Annotated in this window: 19 protein-coding genes; 13 read left to right on the top strand and 6 right to left on the bottom strand. The window is 62.3% G+C overall.

The window, feature by feature from the left end:
* Positions 1-97 precede the first annotated feature (97 nt).
* Positions 98-1165: a CNNM domain-containing protein gene (locus HMPREF2875_RS04455; protein ID WP_070670689.1), complete on the bottom strand. Its 1068-nt coding sequence runs from the start codon at positions 1163-1165 to the stop codon at positions 98-100.
* Positions 1165-2538 (bottom strand): hemolysin family protein, encoded by a 1374-nt coding sequence (locus tag HMPREF2875_RS04450; protein ID WP_070670687.1) that lies wholly within the window; start codon positions 2536-2538, stop codon positions 1165-1167. The genes HMPREF2875_RS04455 and HMPREF2875_RS04450 overlap by 1 nt, the downstream gene beginning before the upstream one ends.
* A 142-nt stretch (positions 2539-2680) precedes the next feature.
* On the opposite strand from HMPREF2875_RS04450, the gene hemW reads away from it, so the two are divergent.
* From hemW to HMPREF2875_RS04400, 10 genes are all read left to right on the top strand, one after another.
* Positions 2681-3817: a radical SAM family heme chaperone HemW gene (gene hemW / locus HMPREF2875_RS04445; protein ID WP_070670685.1), complete on the top strand. Its 1137-nt coding sequence runs from the start codon at positions 2681-2683 to the stop codon at positions 3815-3817.
* Between the two features lie 430 nt (positions 3818-4247).
* Positions 4248-5282, top strand: coding sequence for a heat-inducible transcriptional repressor HrcA (hrcA, locus tag HMPREF2875_RS04440; RefSeq protein ID WP_070670683.1), 1035 nt, complete (start codon positions 4248-4250; stop codon positions 5280-5282).
* Positions 5283-5336: 54 nt separating this feature from the next.
* Positions 5337-6482: a molecular chaperone DnaJ gene (gene dnaJ / locus HMPREF2875_RS04435; RefSeq protein ID WP_070670681.1), complete on the top strand. Its 1146-nt coding sequence runs from the start codon at positions 5337-5339 to the stop codon at positions 6480-6482.
* The gene (locus HMPREF2875_RS04430) at positions 6482-7222 is read left to right on the top strand and encodes a 16S rRNA (uracil(1498)-N(3))-methyltransferase (protein ID WP_070670679.1); all 741 of its coding nucleotides are present in this window, start codon (positions 6482-6484) and stop codon (positions 7220-7222) included. The genes dnaJ and HMPREF2875_RS04430 overlap by 1 nt, the downstream gene beginning before the upstream one ends.
* A 10-nt stretch (positions 7223-7232) precedes the next feature.
* Positions 7233-8198: a PhoH family protein gene (locus HMPREF2875_RS04425; protein ID WP_070670677.1), complete on the top strand. Its 966-nt coding sequence runs from the start codon at positions 7233-7235 to the stop codon at positions 8196-8198.
* Positions 8195-8770 carry an rRNA maturation RNase YbeY gene (gene ybeY / locus HMPREF2875_RS04420; RefSeq protein WP_039676349.1) on the top strand — a complete coding sequence of 192 codons (576 nt, stop codon included), beginning with the start codon at positions 8195-8197 and terminating at the stop codon, positions 8768-8770. The genes HMPREF2875_RS04425 and ybeY overlap by 4 nt, the downstream gene beginning before the upstream one ends.
* Before the next feature lie 50 nt (positions 8771-8820).
* Complete coding sequence (pdxY, locus tag HMPREF2875_RS04415; protein ID WP_070670675.1) at positions 8821-9669, top strand: pyridoxal kinase PdxY; 849 nt, start codon at positions 8821-8823, stop codon at positions 9667-9669.
* Positions 9670-9909: 240 nt separating this feature from the next.
* Positions 9910-10905 (top strand): GTPase Era, encoded by a 996-nt coding sequence (gene era, locus HMPREF2875_RS04410; protein WP_371327552.1) that lies wholly within the window; start codon positions 9910-9912, stop codon positions 10903-10905.
* On the top strand, positions 10906-11622 hold the full coding sequence (gene recO / locus HMPREF2875_RS04405) for a DNA repair protein RecO (protein WP_070670673.1): 717 nt from the start codon (positions 10906-10908) through the stop codon (positions 11620-11622). It begins immediately after the preceding gene.
* A 10-nt stretch (positions 11623-11632) separates the two neighbouring features.
* A complete protein-coding gene (locus HMPREF2875_RS04400) occupies positions 11633-12385 on the top strand; it encodes an isoprenyl transferase (RefSeq protein WP_070670671.1) in 753 nt (250 codons plus the stop codon).
* A 20-nt stretch (positions 12386-12405) separates the two neighbouring features.
* Here HMPREF2875_RS04400 and HMPREF2875_RS04395 read toward each other — a convergent pair whose 3' ends face one another.
* The 4 genes from HMPREF2875_RS04395 to HMPREF2875_RS04380 form a co-directional block, all read right to left on the bottom strand.
* Entirely contained in the window at positions 12406-12600 is a 195-nt protein-coding gene (locus HMPREF2875_RS04395; protein ID WP_039676346.1) for a helix-turn-helix transcriptional regulator, read from the bottom strand.
* Positions 12601-12603: 3 nt separating this feature from the next.
* Positions 12604-13053, bottom strand: a complete 450-nt coding sequence (locus HMPREF2875_RS04390; RefSeq protein WP_070670669.1) for a hypothetical protein — start codon at positions 13051-13053, stop codon at positions 12604-12606.
* Between the two features lie 203 nt (positions 13054-13256).
* Positions 13257-13676 carry a Fur family transcriptional regulator gene (locus tag HMPREF2875_RS04385; protein ID WP_070670667.1) on the bottom strand — a complete coding sequence of 140 codons (420 nt, stop codon included), beginning with the start codon at positions 13674-13676 and terminating at the stop codon, positions 13257-13259.
* A 36-nt stretch (positions 13677-13712) separates the two neighbouring features.
* The gene (locus HMPREF2875_RS04380; RefSeq protein ID WP_039676462.1) at positions 13713-14012 is read right to left on the bottom strand and encodes an ArsR/SmtB family transcription factor; all 300 of its coding nucleotides are present in this window, start codon (positions 14010-14012) and stop codon (positions 13713-13715) included.
* Between the two features lie 177 nt (positions 14013-14189).
* On the opposite strand from HMPREF2875_RS04380, the gene HMPREF2875_RS04375 reads away from it, so the two are divergent.
* Genes HMPREF2875_RS04375 through HMPREF2875_RS04365 form a run of 3 tightly spaced genes read left to right on the top strand, consistent with a single transcriptional unit; the run spans position 14190 to position 16500 of the window.
* On the top strand, positions 14190-15569 hold the full coding sequence (locus HMPREF2875_RS04375) for a glycine--tRNA ligase (RefSeq protein ID WP_070670665.1): 1380 nt from the start codon (positions 14190-14192) through the stop codon (positions 15567-15569).
* Entirely contained in the window at positions 15569-16087 is a 519-nt protein-coding gene (locus HMPREF2875_RS04370; RefSeq protein ID WP_070670663.1) for a hypothetical protein, read from the top strand. The genes HMPREF2875_RS04375 and HMPREF2875_RS04370 overlap by 1 nt, the downstream gene beginning before the upstream one ends.
* Positions 16087-16500: a hypothetical protein gene (locus HMPREF2875_RS04365; protein ID WP_070670661.1), complete on the top strand. Its 414-nt coding sequence runs from the start codon at positions 16087-16089 to the stop codon at positions 16498-16500. Before HMPREF2875_RS04370 ends, HMPREF2875_RS04365 begins: the two co-directional genes overlap by 1 nt.
* The last annotated feature ends 7 nt before the right edge of the window (positions 16501-16507 follow it).

The raw sequence follows: 16507 nt of genomic DNA, 5'->3' as shown, positions 1-16507 counted from the left end.
ACTTCCTTGTTGCCAACACACAAGGACAAAAGAAGAGCGCCGCCGAGATTCCCTCTCTCGGCGGCGCTTTTCGCTATTCAGGGGCCCGGGACGCGCGCTAGGCGCCCGGGTTCTTCGACGTCGGCACAGCCTGGTCCAGCTGCTCCGTAATCTGTGGCCACAGCTGGCCCATGATGTCATCCCAGGTGAGGATCCACACGGTCTTGTCCTTGGTGGGCTTGCCCACGACAACAAGCTGCTCGTTGCGGGCACGCATCTGGTCCAGGGTTTTCTGCACGGTGGAAGACGAACCCACAGCCAGGGCAGGGCGGGAGAAGTCCAGCACCGGGGTATCCGGATCCGCGAGCAAGGTATCGCGCACGTGGACGATGCGCGGGATGCGTGAGGCACGGGGGTAGACCAGCACGCGCATGATGGACTTGCGCACCACGAGGTCGTGAAGCTCGGCCACGGTGGCATCCGCGGACAACGGCAAGATTTCCGAACCATGCTCGCGTGCCAGCTGCGCCGCGGTGGCGGCTTCCAACTCGATGACGCCGGTGATCTGGTTGGCGGAGTCGTCGTCAAGCGTGCCCGTCAGGCGCGAGTGCTCGACCAGATGGCGCAAGGTTTCTGCGTCGTAGCCGGCCGCACCGGCGCGGTCCACTGGCTCTTCACCAGTCATGCGGACCAGCTTGTTCGCCATCTTGTTGATCCAGATCAGCAGCGGGCGGAAGAGCCAAATGAAGCCGCGAGCGGGGACCGCGATGAGCTGCAGGGCCGTCTCCGGGTGGGCAATGGCCCAGGATTTTGGCGCCATCTCACCGATGACCAAGTGCAGGAAGGTCACGATGAACAGCGCAAGGAGGAAGGAGACGACGTCCGCAACGCCCAACGGCAGGCCCAGCGCTTCGAGCGGGCTCATCAGGAGGTGATGGACCCAGGGCTTGGTCACTGCACCGAGGACAAACGTTGCGGCGGTAATGCCCAGCTGGGCGCCGGCCAACATGATGGTCAGCTCGTTGAGCGAGCGTAGGCCCGCGCGCGAGGCCGCCGAGGACTCCGCGGTTTCCTCCAAACGGTTGCGGCGCGCACCCATGAGGGAGAACTCGATAACCACGAAGAACGCGGAGGCGGCGATGATGAGCAGGGTGACGATGAGGTTAAACCACCAAGTATCAGTCATTAGTCATCCTCTCCTTCCGGAAATTCCTCCACCAGCTCTAGCGCCAAGACGGAGGGCACGTGGCGGTCGATCTCCTCGACGCGCACGTTGAGTGTGCGGGTCGGAGCCTCGTCGCCGTCGACCCAATCGTCAGGCTCAGCCTCCAGCTCGATGGAGAGTTCCTCGCCTTCCTCCGGCAGCGTGCCGGAATGTGCGATGAGTAGGCCTGCGACGGTTTCGAAATCGCCCTCGGGCAGGTCGTGGCCGATGGCTCGCTCGACTTCGTCGATAGGCGTGTCACCGTCGACGATCCAGTGCGTTTCGTCCTGCTCGGTGATTTCTTCGGTCTCTTCGAGGTCGTGCTCGTCGGTGACATCGCCAAGGATTTCCTCGGCTAGGTCCTCCATGGTCACGATGCCCACGAAGCCACCGTATTCGTCGATGACGCAGGCGAGTTTCTCGTCGGCGTCGCGAAGCTCTGTGACGACGTCGGGAAGCGGCATGAGCTCCGGCACCACCACGGGTTCCTTCATGATTTCGCGGGCTGGGGTAGCCGGAGGCAGCTCAGTGCCCAGCACATCGTAGAGGTGCACCACACCGATGGGACTGTGCTCATCATCGATGATGGGGTAGCGCGTGTGGTTCTCCGACATCATCTCGCGGACCTCACCGATGGTGGTCTCCGGCTCGATGACATCCACGCGCGAGCGCGGAATCATGGCATGTCCGACGTCATGCTCGGGGAAGTCGAGGAGGCGGTCGAGGACCAGGTAGGTGTCCTCATCCAAGTCACCCGCCTCGTGGGAGGCATCCACGATGGACTCCAAGTCATCGGTGGTGGCGGAAGAATCGACATCCTCCACTGGCTCGATGCCAAAGACCTTGAGCAGGGCGTTGGAGGAGTACTCGAAGAAGTGGACCAGCCATCCGAAAATCCGCAGGTACCACATGGTGGACGCGGAGAGCCACAGGGCTGACTTCATGGGTGCGGCGATGGTGTAGTTCTTGGGGAAGAGCTCGGCGAAGAGCATCGTGAGAACCGTCGATACCGCCAGTGCGGTTACCGTACCCACGGCGACGGACACACCGACCGGCACGCCCACGCCGCCGAGCAGCTGGCCCAGGCCTTGGCCCACGAGGGGCTCGGCCACATAACCAATGAGCAGGCCTGTAATCGTGATGCCCAGCTGCGCGCCGGAGAGCATGAAGGATGTTTTCTGCGTAATTTTGAGTGCGCGCTCTGCCGATTTATCCCCGGTTGCAGCGCGCTGGCGCAGCTGCGTGCGGTCCACCGACATGAAGGCGAATTCCTGCGCCACGAAGTACGCGTTGGCCACGATAATGAGAGCGATGACGGCGAAACCCGCCACAATCATCAGGATGGCAGATAACACGGCTTACCCCACCGCCTTGGGTTGGCAGCGGGGACATCGACTCGGAGGTTCCACGAAAAGGGGGCCTTTCTTTCACTATCGGGGAAGCAAATCTGCACTATAGACTACCGCTTCAACGGTTCAGTCGGTTATTTTGTTCCCCATGGATCCCTTTGGTCTTTACATTCACGTGCCCTTCTGTGCCTCACGGTGTGGCTATTGCGACTTCAATACCTATACCCCGGGTGAGTTGGGAGGGGACCTGACCAGTGATTATCTCTCAGCCTTGGAAAAAGAGCTGGAGATGGCGGCGGCTCAGGTGGGCCGCGAAGCGGAGACCGTTTTTATCGGTGGCGGCACGCCGAGCCTGCTAGGCGCCGACGGGCTTGGCCGAATTTTGGGCCGCGTTCGCGACACCTTTGGCTTGGCCCCAGGCGCGGAAGTCACCACGGAATCCAACCCGGAGTCCACGTCGCCGGAGTATTTCACCGGGCTTCTCGACGCCGGCTTTACCCGCCTCTCGCTCGGCATGCAGTCCGCCTCCCCGGGCGTGCTCGCGGTATTGGAGCGGGCCCATACCCCGGGCCGCGCCTTCGATGCCGCCCGCGAGGCTGTTGCCGCGGGCTTCGAGCACGTCAACCTGGACATGATTTACGGAACGCCGACAGAAGAGGACGCCGATGTTGCCTTGACTCTCGAGTGCGCCTTGGACACCGGGGTGGACCACATCAGTGCGTATTCGCTCATCGTGGAAGACGGCACGCGCATGGCCCGCAAGGTATCGAAGGGACTGCTGCCCGCACCGGATGAGGATGTGCTGGCTCGGCGCTACGAGATGATTTCTTCCACGCTCGAAGCCGCTGGTCTTGAATGGTACGAGGTCTCCAACTGGGCCAAGCCGGGCGGGGAGTGCCAGCACAACCGCATCTACTGGGTCGACGGCAACTGGTGGGGCGTGGGCCCGGGCGCGCATTCGCACTTAGGCGACGAGCGCTTCTTCAACGTGAAGAACCCGCGGACCTATATCAAGGCGGTTGAAGCGGGGCAGTTGCCCATCAAGGACTGCGAGCAGCTCACGGAGGCTGACCGCCACACCGAGCGCATCATGCTGGGTCTGCGTCTGCGCGAGGGCATCCCTGCGTCCTGGCTCGCGCCGGCCGCCGAGCCTGTAGCTGCGCGTTTCATCGAGCGCGGCCTGCTTGAACAGGCTGGTGACCGCCTCCGTGTGACCAAGTCTGGACGCCTACTCGCAGATGGCATTATCACCGACCTCCTCGTCGCCGAAGACACCGCCCACTAGCTGCCGCGACCTGCTCGTGGCCTGTCCCCAACCTTCCGATACTGGGGACAGCATGACTTAAAGTTAGCCCCGCCGGGAAATTGTTAGTTTCTCTCTCCACGTCGAGAAACCTGTTAGTCGCTCTCGATACGGTTAGTCCTTTTAAGTGGTCCTTCTAGTTTGGTCCCGTTAATTTGGTCCCTTTACAGCGAAAAGGGACCATCTATCGCAGGAATCGCGCCCGTAGATGGTCTCTTTGCACCGATAAGAGACCAGACTAAAGGGACCATCCGTAGGGAGTATCAGAACTCGAGCTATCTGGAAGCGCATGATGAACCCTTCTAGAAGCACATTATGGAACCACCTGGAAGTGGTGACGGGCTGCCAGCGCACCTAGGCAGATTGTCACCAGATCTCACTATCGCTCGCCAGAACGGATAGCCTTAGAGACATGTCTAGCTCCACCGATGCCCGCCGCCAAGAGGTCCTGCGCGCCATCGTCGCGGACTACATCGCCTCGCAATCGCCCGTCGGCTCCAAGGCCCTGCTCGAGCGCTACCAGCTGGGCGTGTCCTCGGCGACGATCCGAAATGACATGGCCGTGCTCGAGGCCGAGGGGCTCATCGCCCAGGAACACGCCAGCTCCGGGCGCGTGCCCACGCAGAAGGGCTACCGCCAATTCGTCGACACGCTCCACGACGTCAAACCGCTCTCCACAGCTGAGCGCCGCGCCATGCTCACCTTCCTCGAAGGCGGCGTGGATTTGGAGGACGTGTTGCGCCGCTCGGTACAACTGCTGGCCCAGGTGACCAAGCAGGCAGCCGTCGTGCAGCTGCCGAACCTCAAGGTTTCGCGCGTCAAACACTGCGAGGTTGTGGCACTCTCACCAGTGCGCCTGCTGTTGGTGCTTATTACGGACAATGGGCGCGTCGATCAGCGCAATGTCGAGCTCGATGACGTGATAGACCCCGAGCAGACCCACCGCCTGCGCGATATCCTCAACACCACCCTGGAGGGCAAGACTCTCACGGAAGCCTCGGTAGAACTCGCCGCGCTTGTCGACGACTCCCCAACCGACATCCGCCCCCACGTCCTCAAAGCCGCCACGACGCTCATTGAGACCCTCGTCGAGCAGCCCTCCGACCGCCTCATTTTGGCCGGCACGTCGAACCTCACGCGCGTCGCGCTTCCGGATGGCTTGCCCTCCATCATCGAGGCCCTCGAGGAGCAGGTCGTCGTGCTGAAATTGCTAGCGCGCGTGCCGGACCTGGGCAATGTCTCGGTCTCCATCGGTGAGGAAAACGAAGCCGATGAGCTGCGCCAAACCTCCGTGGTGGCCACGCACTATGGCTTCGGCACTGGCTCGGAGGCAGCGGCACTCGGCGGGCTTGGTGTGGTGGGGCCAACGTATATGGACTATTCGGGAACAATCTCCAAGGTGTCTGCCGTTGCACGCTATGTGAGTGAAATCTTGGCGGGCGAGTAAGCTAGCCGGTCGGATTAGATTTAGCATCAACGAGATATAGAAGGATGACAGTACGTGGCTCGTGACTACTACGGCATTCTTGGTGTAGATAAGTCGGCCTCTGATGCCGAGATTAAGAAGGCCTATCGCAAGCTGGCGCGCAAGTACCACCCGGACGTGAACCCGGGTGATGACGAGGCCGCGGAGAAGTTCCGCGAGGCCTCCCTTGCCCAGGAGGTTCTTCTGGATCCGCAGAAGCGCCAGGTAGTCGACATGGGCGGAGACCCCATGGAGGACCGCGCCGCGCAGGGCGGCGGTGGTTTCGGCGGCTTTGGCGGAGGCGGTTTGGGTGACCTCTTTGCTGAGTTCTTCGGCGGCGGTGCGGCTTCCCGCGGTCCGCGTTCCCGCGTCCAGCCGGGCGATGATGCCCTGCTGCGCACCACGATTACCCTCGAAGAGGCCTACAGCGGCGTCAAGCAGCAGGTTAAGGTCGATACCGCCGTGCTCTGTGACCGCTGTGAGGGCACCGGTTCCGAGTCCAAGGCGAAGCCGGTCACCTGTGATCACTGTGGCGGCATGGGCCAGGTCCAGGAGGTCCAGCGCAGCATGCTGGGCAACATGATGACTACCCGCGATTGCCCGAAGTGCTACGGCTTTGGTGAGGTCGTTACCGATCCCTGCGGCCACTGCGGCGGCGATGGTCGCGTGCGCAAGCGCCGCGATATCACCGTGACCATCCCGGCGGGTATCGGCGATGGCATGCGCATCCGCATGGCGTCTCAGGGCGAAGTCGGTCACGGCGGCGGCCCCGCCGGCGATCTCTACGTCGAGGTCCACACCGAACCGCACCCGGTCTTCGAGCGCAACGCCGATGACCTGCACCTGACCGTTCGCGTGCCCATGGTGGATGCCGCCCTCGGCGCGTCCTGTACCGTCGAGCAGCTCGACGGCGAAGAGCTTACCCTCGACATCGCGCCGGGCACCCAGCCGGGCGAGTCCATCACCCTCCAAGGCAAGGGCATGCCGCGCCTGCGCACGGATGGTTATGGCAACCTCCATGCCCACGTGGACGTCGTTATCCCGACCGACCTGGACAAGAAGACCCGCGAGGCCCTCGAAAAGGTTCGCGCCGCTGGTCACAGCGGCACGGAGGTGCACCGCGCCGGTGACAACCAAGGCGAGTCCCTCTTTACCCGACTCCGAGACAAGTTCCGCCGCTAATGTCTTTGCCTGTCTTCCTGCACCCGGACCTCTCCCTCGCGAAGGTCGGCCAGCCCGTGGGCCTCGATGGCGCGGAGGGCCGCCACGCGGTGACCGTCAAGCGCATGGGACCAGGGGAGCACCTGGTCCTGATCGATGGGTCCGGGCTCCGCATCACCGCCACCATCACCGACGTGCAGGGCAAAGACACCCTCGCCGCGCTTGTCGACGACATCACGACCTCCCCCGAACCATCTCCACGCGTCATCGTGGTCCAGGCCATCCCCAAATCGGAGCGCGCCGAGCTTGCCGTCGACCTGGCTACGCAGGCCGGCGCGGATGAGATTATCGCCTGGCAGGCAGATCGCTGCGTGTCCAAGTGGGATGCGAAGAAGTCCCCGAAGGCGCTGGGTAAGTGGGAATCGGCAGCCGTGGCAGCGGCAAAGCAATCGCGCCGTACTCGCATCCCGGCCGTGCGCGGACCCATGACTACCCGCCAGCTGTGCGAGGAGATTTCAGGCACGGGTGCACTGGTGCTCCACGAGGACGCCACTCTGCGCCTCAAAGACCTGGATGACCTCGACACTTCTGAGACGATCTACCTGCTCGTGGGGCCCGAGGGAGGAATCGGCGAGGAGGAACTCGCCCAGCTCACCGCAGCCGGTGCCACGGCGATCAAACTGGGGCCGGAGGTGTTGAGGACGGCGTCGGCAAGCATGGTGGCGTTGGCTAGCATCGGCACGCTGACCTCGCGCTGGTAGCCTTTTGGGCGTGCCTATTATCACCACCAAGTTTGATCTCGATTCCGCCTACCTGGCCACCGTGCTGGGCCCGGCGGACGAAAATCTGCGCGTTCTGGGCAACCTTGTCGGCGTAGATCTTTTTGCCCGCGGCACCACTGTGACTGCCGCCGGTCCCGACTATGACGTGGCCCGCGCGCGCAAGGTTTTGGAAGAGCTCGAAGCGATTGCTCGCCGCGGCCACCCGGTCAGCACAGACACGGTCAAGCACACGCTCGACCTCGTCGCAGTCGATGCCCCCGAATCTGTCTCTGAGGCCCTTGCGGCGGACATTGTCTCCCGCCGCGGCAAGTCGGTGCGGCCAAAGACGTTGGGGCAATCGCGCTACGTGCAGGCCATTGATGAGAACACCATCGTCTTTGGTATCGGGCCTGCCGGTACCGGTAAGACCTACTTGGCGGTGGCCAAGGCGGTGCAGGCCCTGCGTGCCAAGCAGGTCAGCCGCATTATTTTGACCCGCCCCGCGGTGGAGGCGGGGGAGAAGCTGGGCTTTTTGCCTGGCACCCTCAACGACAAGATCGATCCCTATCTGCGCCCGCTGTACGACGCCCTGCGGGACATGATTGACCCCGAGATGATTCCGAAGCTCATGGAAGCCGGAATCATCGAGGTCGCTCCCTTGGCCTATATGCGTGGCCGCACGCTGAATGACGCATTCGTCATCCTCGACGAGGCCCAAAACACCACACCTGCGCAGATGAAGATGTTCTTGACCCGTCTGGGCTTTGGTTCCACCATCGTGGTGACCGGCGATATCTCCCAGGTGGATTTGCCTGGCGGCCAGGTCTCCGGCCTGCGCCTGGTGCGTCGCATTTTGAAGGGCGTGCCGGATATTCACTTTGCGGAGCTGGGCTCTGCCGATGTGGTGCGCCATCAGCTGGTGGGCCGTATCGTGGACGCTTACGATAAATTTGCTGAACAGGAGGAGAAGAAATGAGCATTGAATTCATCAATGAGTCCGGCTTTGATGGTGTCAACGAGGAGATGCTCATCGACGTCTGCTCTTATGCCCTCGGCCGCCTTGACGTGAACCCGGATGCTGAGTGCACCATTACGGCCGTGGACCTGCAGACCATTGCGGACCTGCACGTGCGCTGGATGGACCTCGAAGGCCCCACCGACGTAATGAGCTTCCCCATGGACGAGCTCACCCCGGGCGCAACCGGCGGGCGCCCCGATGCGCCCGAGGCTGGCCCCGCCATGTTGGGCGATATTGTGCTCTGCCCCGAGTTCGCCCAGCGCCAGGCCAACGCCGCTGGCCACTCCCTAGGCCACGAGCTGGCTTTGCTTACCGTCCATGGCTGCCTGCACCTGCTGGGCTATGACCACACCACCGCAGCGGAGGAAAAGGAAATGTTCGGGCTGCAGAACGAGCTGCTCGCCGACTGGTACGAGGACCTCGACTCTCGCGGCGTGAGCTACCAGCCCAAGCCCTCTGGCCCCAAGGCCTTCCCGGATGCTGCCGAGCGCGCCGAGCTGGACAAGGAAGTTCCCGGCGGCGGAATCTAAACCCGGCCCAACGTTGAGGTGCTTTCCGGGGCATAGCACAATGGAGGGTTATGAGCATCCTCTCCATCCAGTCCCATGTTGCCTACGGTCACGTTGGCAACTCCGCCGCAGTCTTCCCGCTTCAGCGTGCTGGCCACGAAGTGTGGCCCATTCACACGGTGAACTTCTCCAACCACACCGGCTACGGTGATTGGGGCGGGCCGATGATTCCGGCCAGTGATGTCACCGCCATCGTGGACGGTATTGAAAAGCGCGGCGCCTTCCCGCGCATCGACGCAATCCTCTCTGGCTACCAGGGCGGACCGGATATCGCCGGTGCCATCGTGGATGCCGTCAACCGCATCAAGGCTGTGAACCCGAAGGCCCTCTATGCCTGCGACCCGGTCATGGGCAATGCCAAGTCCGGCTGCTTCGTCTCTGATGAAATCCCGCCGCTGCTGCGCGATAAGGTCGTACCGGTCGCTGACATCATCACCCCGAACCAGTTTGAGCTGGGCTACCTTACTGACTCTTCCGTGAACACCCTCGAGGAAACCCTCGCCGCGGTGAAGAAGGCCCAGGACATCGGTCCGAAGACCGTGCTGGTCACCTCGGTGCAGCGCCCTGAAACCGACGAGGACGAGATTGAGATGCTCGCCGTCGATGGTGAGCGCGTCTACCTCGTGGCCACCCCGAAGCTGCCTTTTAAGCGCAATGGCTCGGGCGATGTCACCGCGGCGCTGTTCACCGGCCACTACGTGGAAACCCACGATGCGAAGGAAGCACTCAAGCGCACTGCCTCCTCGGTGTACGACTTGCTGCACACCACCTACGAGGCCGACGCCCGAGAGCTGCGGCTCATTGAGTCCCAGGACGTCTTTGCCAACCCGCGCCTGCAGTTCCACGTCGAGGAGCTCTAGGCTCTTCGCCGCCCCCTTTGGCAGATGGTCCCTCCTCTTTCCCGCCCCCTTTGGCAGATGGTCCCTTTAGTACGGTCCCTGTGCACCGTAAAGGGACCACCTATCGCGCGAAAACAGCCAACAGGTGGTCCCTTTGTACAGAGAAGAGACCAGAGTAGGGGGACCAAACGAAAAGGACCTTCTGTCCTGCACGCAGCGGGAGCGGGAATTCAGAAATCGTGAGCTATGATGAAAAACAATATGAGCACCGATTTCGACGCCGCCTTCGCGGACCTGCCTGAAGAAGGCGAGGCCACCGCCGCGGACTATTCGCAGTACACCAACACGCCAGAGGGCTTCCGCTCTGGCTTCGTGTCCTTCGTGGGCCGCCCCAACACCGGCAAGTCCACGCTCACCAACGCGCTGGTGGGCGAGAAGATCGCTATTACCGCCGACCAGCCCGAAACCACCCGCCACCCCATCCGCGGACTCGTGCACCGCGAAGATGCGCAGATTGTTGTCGTCGATACGCCTGGTCTGCACCGCCCGCGCACCTTGCTGGGCGAGCGCCTCAACGAAGTAGTCAAAGACACCTACGCGGACGTTGACGTCATCGGTCTAACCATTCCCGCGGATGAAAAGATTGGCCCCGGTGACCGCTGGATTCTGGAGAACGTGCGCAAGGTCGCGCCGAAGACTCCCATCATCGGTATCGTGACCAAGCTGGACAAAGCCTCTAAAGACCAAGTCGGCGCGCAGCTGCTCGCACTACATGCACTGCTCAGCGAGGACAACCCCGACGCCGTCGTCATTCCCATCTCCGCTACCGAGCGCGTGCAGCTGGAGGAGTTGACGCAGGTCATCGTCGACCACCTGCCGGAAGGCCCGAAGTTTTACCCGGATGACCACGTCACCGACGAGGACCAGGCCGAGCGCATCGCTGAGCTCATCCGCGAGGCAGCCCTGGCTGGCCTGAAACACGAGCTCCCGCACTCCGTGGCCGTGGAAGTCGATGAGATGCTGCCTGATCAGGAACGTCCCGACGTCCTCAACGTCCACGCCGTGCTCTACCTCGAGCGCCCCGGACAAAAGCGCATCATTGAAGGCAAGGACGGCCGCCGCTTCCGCCGCATCGTCGGCACTGCCCGCAAGGAAATCATCCAGCTCCTCGGCCAGAACGTTTACCTTGACCTGCGCATTAAGGTGCTGAAGAACTGGCAGTCGGACCCGAAGGCGCTGGGCCGCCTGGGCTTCTAGATGCGCGAGAATTTCCGCGACCGCGCCCTCGTCATCCGCACTTATGATTTCGGGGAGGCGGACCGCATCATCGTGCTGCTCACCCGCAATCACGGCCTCGTGCGCGGCGTGGCTAAAGGCGTGCGCCGCGCGAAGTCTCGCTTTGGCTCGCGCCTGCAGCTCTTCGTCAACCTCGACGTGCAGCTGTACCCAGGCCGCAACCTGTACACCATCGCGCAGGCAGACACGGTGGATTACTTCGGTGCGCGCATCATCGAGGATTACGAGCGCTACACCGCCGCCTGCGCCGCCCTCGAATCCGCCGAGCGCCTCGCTGTCGCCGACGCCCCCGGGGACCCTTACCTCTACGAAGCCTGCGTTGACGTACTCAACCAACTCCAGCACGGCGATCCGCTCGTGCTTCTCGACGCCTTCCTCCTCAAAGCCATGTCCCACGCCGGCTGGGCGCCCAGCCTTTTCGATTGCGCGCAGTGCCAAAGGCCAGGCCCCCACCATGCTTTCCACCCAGCCGTAGGCGGGGCTGCCTGCCACCAATGCCGCCCGCCGGGAGCCGCCGAGGTGGACCCGGAAACCCTGCACCACATGTGGCTTATCGCTCACGGCCACCCCAGCCAGCCTACCCATGGCCAGGTGCAGGAAGCCCACCGCCTGACCCGCGCCCACCTGCAATGGAACCTTGAGCGAAGCGTTGGCGCGTTGGGGATCATGGAGCAGTAGACTGTAGAACGTGATTACGCCTGACCCGAACCGAGTCCTCCACCCGCCCGCTATCCCGCAGGAGTTCCTGCCGCGCCACATCGCGCTGGTCATGGACGGCAATGGCCGCTGGGCAGAGGAGCGCGGCATGAAGCGCACCGAGGGCCACCGTAGGGGAGAAGCAGTGCTTCTCGACGTCGTCGATGCCTGCCTCGCCCTCGGCATTCCCTATCTCTCGGCCTATGCCTTCTCCACGGAGAACTGGCGCCGCAGCGCCGAGGAGGTCCGCTTCCTCATGGGCTTTAACCGCGACGTGCTGCGCCGCCAGCGCCACTGGCTCAACGAGAGGGGAGTGCGCGTGGTGTGGGCAGGCCGTCGCCCGCGTCTGTGGCGCTCGGTTATCAAGGAGCTCGAGGCCGCCGAGGAGCTCACTAAAGACAACACCACAATGACCCTGGTGATGTGCGTGAATTATGGAGGCCGCGCCGAGCTTGTCGACGGCATCCGTACCCTCGCCGAGCAGGTCTCCCGCGGCGAGCTCGACCCGCGCTCCATTAACGAGAAGACGGTGAACTCGGTGATGTATGACCCCGATATGCCGGATGTGGATTTGTTCCTGCGTCCTTCCGGTGAGAAGCGCACGTCTAACTTCCTGCTGTGGCAGTCGGCCTATGCGGAGATGATTTATCAAGACAAGCTCTTCCCAGATTTCACTCCGGAAGACCTCTTTGCCGCGGTGGAAGAGTACGCGCGGCGTGACCGCCGCTTCGGCGGGGTCAATTAGCCCGCGGGTTCTTAGGGCACCTAGGCATCTGGGATAAAGATGTCCTCGATGCGGCAGGAAAAGTGGCGCGCAATCTGAAACGCGAGGGGCAGCGATGGATCGTAGCGCCCCTTTTCAATGCTGATGATGGTTTGGCGCGAGACTCCCAGTTCGGTGGCGAGGCCTTGTTGTGAGAGCCCGCGTTGTTCGCGTATCTCTTTGAGGCGGTTATCCACGGTTTAGCTCGCCGCCTGCTTGTGGGCTAGATAGCTCATGCCAAAGGTGCCAGTAACGAAGGCGCCCAGAATGATGGTGAGCAGAGTGCCCGAAACGCTGAAGTCCCAGATGGACGAGATGATGCCCAGACCACCGATGGCAAAAAGCATGGCATGCAGTGTGTTTTCGGAAGCCTGCGCATACCAGTGAGACTCGATGGAATTCTCTGGGGCCGGGGTAGCACCCCGAATGGTGGAACGGTCCACCATGAAAGCCCAGCTAGCTACAGAGGCAACGGGCAGGAGACACAAGGTGTACACCGCAATGGCGAGCCACGGTGCTTCGCGGTGTACGAAGGCTCCAAAGGCAGCGCCGGCGGCCGCGGCGATGAGAAGCCCCACGGCTAGGGATAGGACGATGAGTGTGGTTTGGGTACCGCCAAACTTGGGGCGGCCAAAGCGAGTGGTGGTCATGGTGTTCCTCCTGTCAACAATGACTGTAAAGCGTGCTTTACGGATACCATATGTCAAGCAACCTTTACTGTAAAGGGTGCTTAACGGTATTTGCTGGAGGAAGTGGCGTTGCCGCAGGTAAAAGGCAAAGAAAAACCTCAGCCTGCGCCACAATGTTAGGGCGCAGGCTGAGGTGAAAAGGTCTCTGTGTGGAGCGGGCGCGCTTAGGAAGCTTTGGAGCAGTCGGCGCAAATGCCGAAGACTTCGGCATCGTGCCCGGTGAGCTCGAATCCATGCTTCTTGGCTACCGAGGAAGCCCACTGCTCGATGGGGCCACCGTCGATTTCCTCGGTGCGGCCGCACTTGGTGCACACCAAATGGTGGTGATGAGCATCGGTGTCGCAATGGCGGTATAGCGTCTCACCAGAAGGCATATGGAGCGCATCGACCGCATCGATCTCAGAGAGTGATTGCAGCGTGCGGTAGACGGTGGTGAGGCCGACCTTCTGGTTGTCGTCGATAAGCGCCTGGTGAATGTCCTTAGCGGACGCGAACTTGTCGAGCTTCCGAAGGACCTCGACCACGGCGGTGCGCTGACGAGTGTTGCGCGCGCCGAGCTTCGGGATGCTGTCGTGGATGGCCATGGTGCTCAGCTTATCAATACACTTTCAGTAAGGGTATTAGGTGGTGGCCAGGGCAGCGTCGGCAAGCAGCGGCAAGACCTTAGGGGCTGCCAACGAGTAGCGCACCTCGCGCCCCGAGCGCTCGCTGTCCACAATGTTCGCGCGCTTGAGAACGCGCAGGTGCTGGCTAATAAGCGGCTGTGACTTGCCCGTAGCGGCAACGAGCTCGTGCACATAGTGATCACGTTCAGCTAGGCGCTGAATGATATCGATACGCAAAGGTGAATCTAAAGCACTGATGACCGTTGTGGCGGCATCGATATCAAAGGAGAGAGGGGCTTCAGGAGTGGTATTCACGCCGTTCACTTTCGATCGTTTCTATAGAGGTAGAGATATACATACTATAGCCGAAGGATGCGAAAATGTGTATAAAATACACCACACTTGTGGGGTGACGGCGCGGAGCGTGCACGTGCACGCTAGACTAGTCCGCATTGAAAAAGACTGTCCCCTACCAGAGGAGTCCCACTAACCATGGCATCCGTCATTGATACTGTCGTCAGCCTGTGTAAGCGCCGCGGCTTGGTCTACCAGGCAGGTGAAATTTATGGCGGTTCCCGCTCTGCGTGGGACTACGGCCCGCTGGGTGTCGAGCTGAAGGAAAACATCAAGCGACAGTGGTGGCGCCACATGGTGCAGTCCCGCGATGACGTCGTCGGTGTGGACACCTCCGTCATCCAGCCGCGCCAGGTCTGGGTGTCCTCCGGCCACGTCGAGGTCTTCACCGACCCGCTGGTGGAATCCAAGCACACCGGTAAGCGCTACCGCGCTGACCACCTCATTGAGGCTTACGAGGAAAAGCACGGCCACGAGCCGGAAAATGGCCTTGCGGATATCAACGATCCGGAGACCGGCCAGCCGGGCGACTGGACGGAGCCGAAGGCCTTCTCTGGCCTGCTTAAGACCTTCCTGGGGCCGGTCGACGATGAGCAGGGCCTGCACTACCTGCGCCCGGAGACCGCGCAGGGCATCTTCGTCAACTTCAAGAACGTAATGACCTCGGCGCGTATGAAGCCGCCGTTTGGTATCGCGAATATTGGTAAGTCTTTCCGCAACGAGATCACCCCGGGTAACTTCATCTTCCGCACCCGCGAGTTCGAGCAGATGGAGATGGAGTTCTTCGTCAAGCCGGGCGAGGACGAAGAATGGCACCAGTACTGGATCGATGATCGCTTCAACTGGTACATCGACCTGGGCATTAAGGAAGAGAACCTGCGCCTCTACGAGCACCCGCAGGAGAAGCTCTCGCACTACTCCAAGCGCACCGTCGACGTGGAGTACGCCTACAACTTCAAGGGCTCCAAGTGGGGCGAGCTGGAAGGCGTGGCCAACCGTACGGACTACGACCTGTCCGTGCATGCGAAGGGCTCCGGCGAGGATCTGTCCTACTTTGACCAGGAGGCCGGCGAGCGCTGGACCCCGTACGTCATCGAGCCGGCTGCCGGCCTGGGCCGTGCCATGATGGCCTTCCTCATCGATGCCTACGACGAAGAGGAAGCTCCGAACGCTAAGGGCGGCACCGATAAGCGCGTGGTCCTGCGCCTGGACCGCCGCCTGGCTCCGGTCAAGGTAGCCGTGCTGCCGCTGTCGAAGAAGGAAGAGCTGGCGACCCCGGCTCGCGAGCTGGCCAACAAGCTGCGCGCGAACTGGAACGTTGAGTTCGATGTTTCTGGTGCTATTGGCCGCCGCTACCGCCGCCAGGACGAAATCGGCACGCCGTTCTGCGTGACCTATGACTTCGACACCCTCGAGGACAACGCGGTCACCGTGCGTGAGCGTGACTCCATGGAGCAGGAGCGCGTCAAGCTCGACGAGCTTGAGGCATACCTGGCTGCCCGCCTGGTTGGCTGCTAATGCACTACACCAGCTGGGACCGCAGCGATAGCAAGAACCCCGTCCTCCTCGTGGAGGACGGGCCAGAATCGCTGGGCATGTTCCAGGAACGTTCGGCCGAAGTGGAAGGCGACCACTGGCGCTTGGCCCTCGACGATTTAGGCGCCTCCATCACCTTGGAGGATGACCGCGTCTACCGCCTCGCCGGCAATGTCAAGCGCGACAAGCGCCTGGAGGCCTCCCTGGACGGCCGTACCTTCGCCTTCATCAACGAGGCCGGCGGGGACTGGATTGTGGAGGACAGCTCGGGCACCAAGGTGGCCCAATTCTCTTCCAAGAACTCCGGCGTGCGCAAAGCCATCCTCGAATTTGAGGGGGAGAACAGCTCTGACTCCGGGGATCTCGACGACTGGGAAGTCGCAGGTTTGAGCTGGTTTACGCGCGTCATCTTGGAAGCCCGCACGCAGCGCACCGCGATTCCCATCATCGCAACGCTGGTGCTGTTATCCATCGTCGCTATCATCACGGTGCTGATCTAATGCAGCGCTGGGTGTGGCGCGAAGGGGCGCTGGTGAACGAGGAAGGCGAGACCGTTGCCCGCGTGACGCCGACGGGTCTGCTCATGCCAGGCCAGCCTGCTATCACCTTCGAGCACACCCCGGGCGCGCGCCGCTTCGCCGTGCGCGGGCCCTCCTTCTCAGCCGAGCAAGCGGGTTTTACCGTGAGCTCCCTGCGCGCAGTCTGCGAGGGCCGCGAGTACACCCTCGAGCGCACCAACCCTTTCCGCCGCGAGCGCCGCATCCGCGATGCCTCCGGCAACGACGTTGCCCGCACTACCCCACGCGGCCGCGACCTCGAAGTCGCCGTGGGCAACCTGCCCGCCGCCGACGCCGCCTTCACCAGCTACTGCTGCCTGCTTCTCGACGGCTCCACCCGCCCCCTCCGCACCTAAATCACCT

Source organism: Corynebacterium sp. HMSC078H07, from assembly GCF_001812805.1.
GTDB lineage: Bacteria > Actinomycetota > Actinomycetes > Mycobacteriales > Mycobacteriaceae > Corynebacterium.
Note: the sequence above shows the minus strand (reverse complement) of the source record. Positions and strands in the feature narration are given on the sequence as shown.

Excerpts from the sequence above, each read along its gene's own strand:
- recO (WP_070670673.1), top strand. The coding sequence starts at position 10,906 with ATGCGCGAGAATTTCCGCGACCGCGCCCTCGTCATCCGCACTTATGAT.
- hrcA (WP_070670683.1), top strand. The coding sequence starts at position 4,248 with ATGTCTAGCTCCACCGATGCCCGCCGCCAAGAGGTCCTGCGCGCCATC.
- era (WP_371327552.1), top strand. The coding sequence starts at position 9,910 with ATGAGCACCGATTTCGACGCCGCCTTCGCGGACCTGCCTGAAGAAGGC.
- ybeY (WP_039676349.1), top strand. The coding sequence starts at position 8,195 with ATGAGCATTGAATTCATCAATGAGTCCGGCTTTGATGGTGTCAACGAG.
- HMPREF2875_RS04385 (WP_070670667.1), bottom strand. The coding sequence starts at position 13,676 with ATGGCCATCCACGACAGCATCCCGAAGCTCGGCGCGCGCAACACTCGT.
- HMPREF2875_RS04375 (WP_070670665.1), top strand. The coding sequence starts at position 14,190 with ATGGCATCCGTCATTGATACTGTCGTCAGCCTGTGTAAGCGCCGCGGC.
- hemW (WP_070670685.1), top strand. The coding sequence starts at position 2,681 with ATGGATCCCTTTGGTCTTTACATTCACGTGCCCTTCTGTGCCTCACGG.
- HMPREF2875_RS04390 (WP_070670669.1), bottom strand. The coding sequence starts at position 13,053 with ATGACCACCACTCGCTTTGGCCGCCCCAAGTTTGGCGGTACCCAAACC.
- HMPREF2875_RS04365 (WP_070670661.1), top strand. The coding sequence starts at position 16,087 with ATGCAGCGCTGGGTGTGGCGCGAAGGGGCGCTGGTGAACGAGGAAGGC.
- pdxY (WP_070670675.1), top strand. The coding sequence starts at position 8,821 with ATGAGCATCCTCTCCATCCAGTCCCATGTTGCCTACGGTCACGTTGGC.
- HMPREF2875_RS04370 (WP_070670663.1), top strand. The coding sequence starts at position 15,569 with ATGCACTACACCAGCTGGGACCGCAGCGATAGCAAGAACCCCGTCCTC.
- HMPREF2875_RS04455 (WP_070670689.1), bottom strand. The coding sequence starts at position 1,165 with ATGACTGATACTTGGTGGTTTAACCTCATCGTCACCCTGCTCATCATC.
- HMPREF2875_RS04430 (WP_070670679.1), top strand. The coding sequence starts at position 6,482 with ATGTCTTTGCCTGTCTTCCTGCACCCGGACCTCTCCCTCGCGAAGGTC.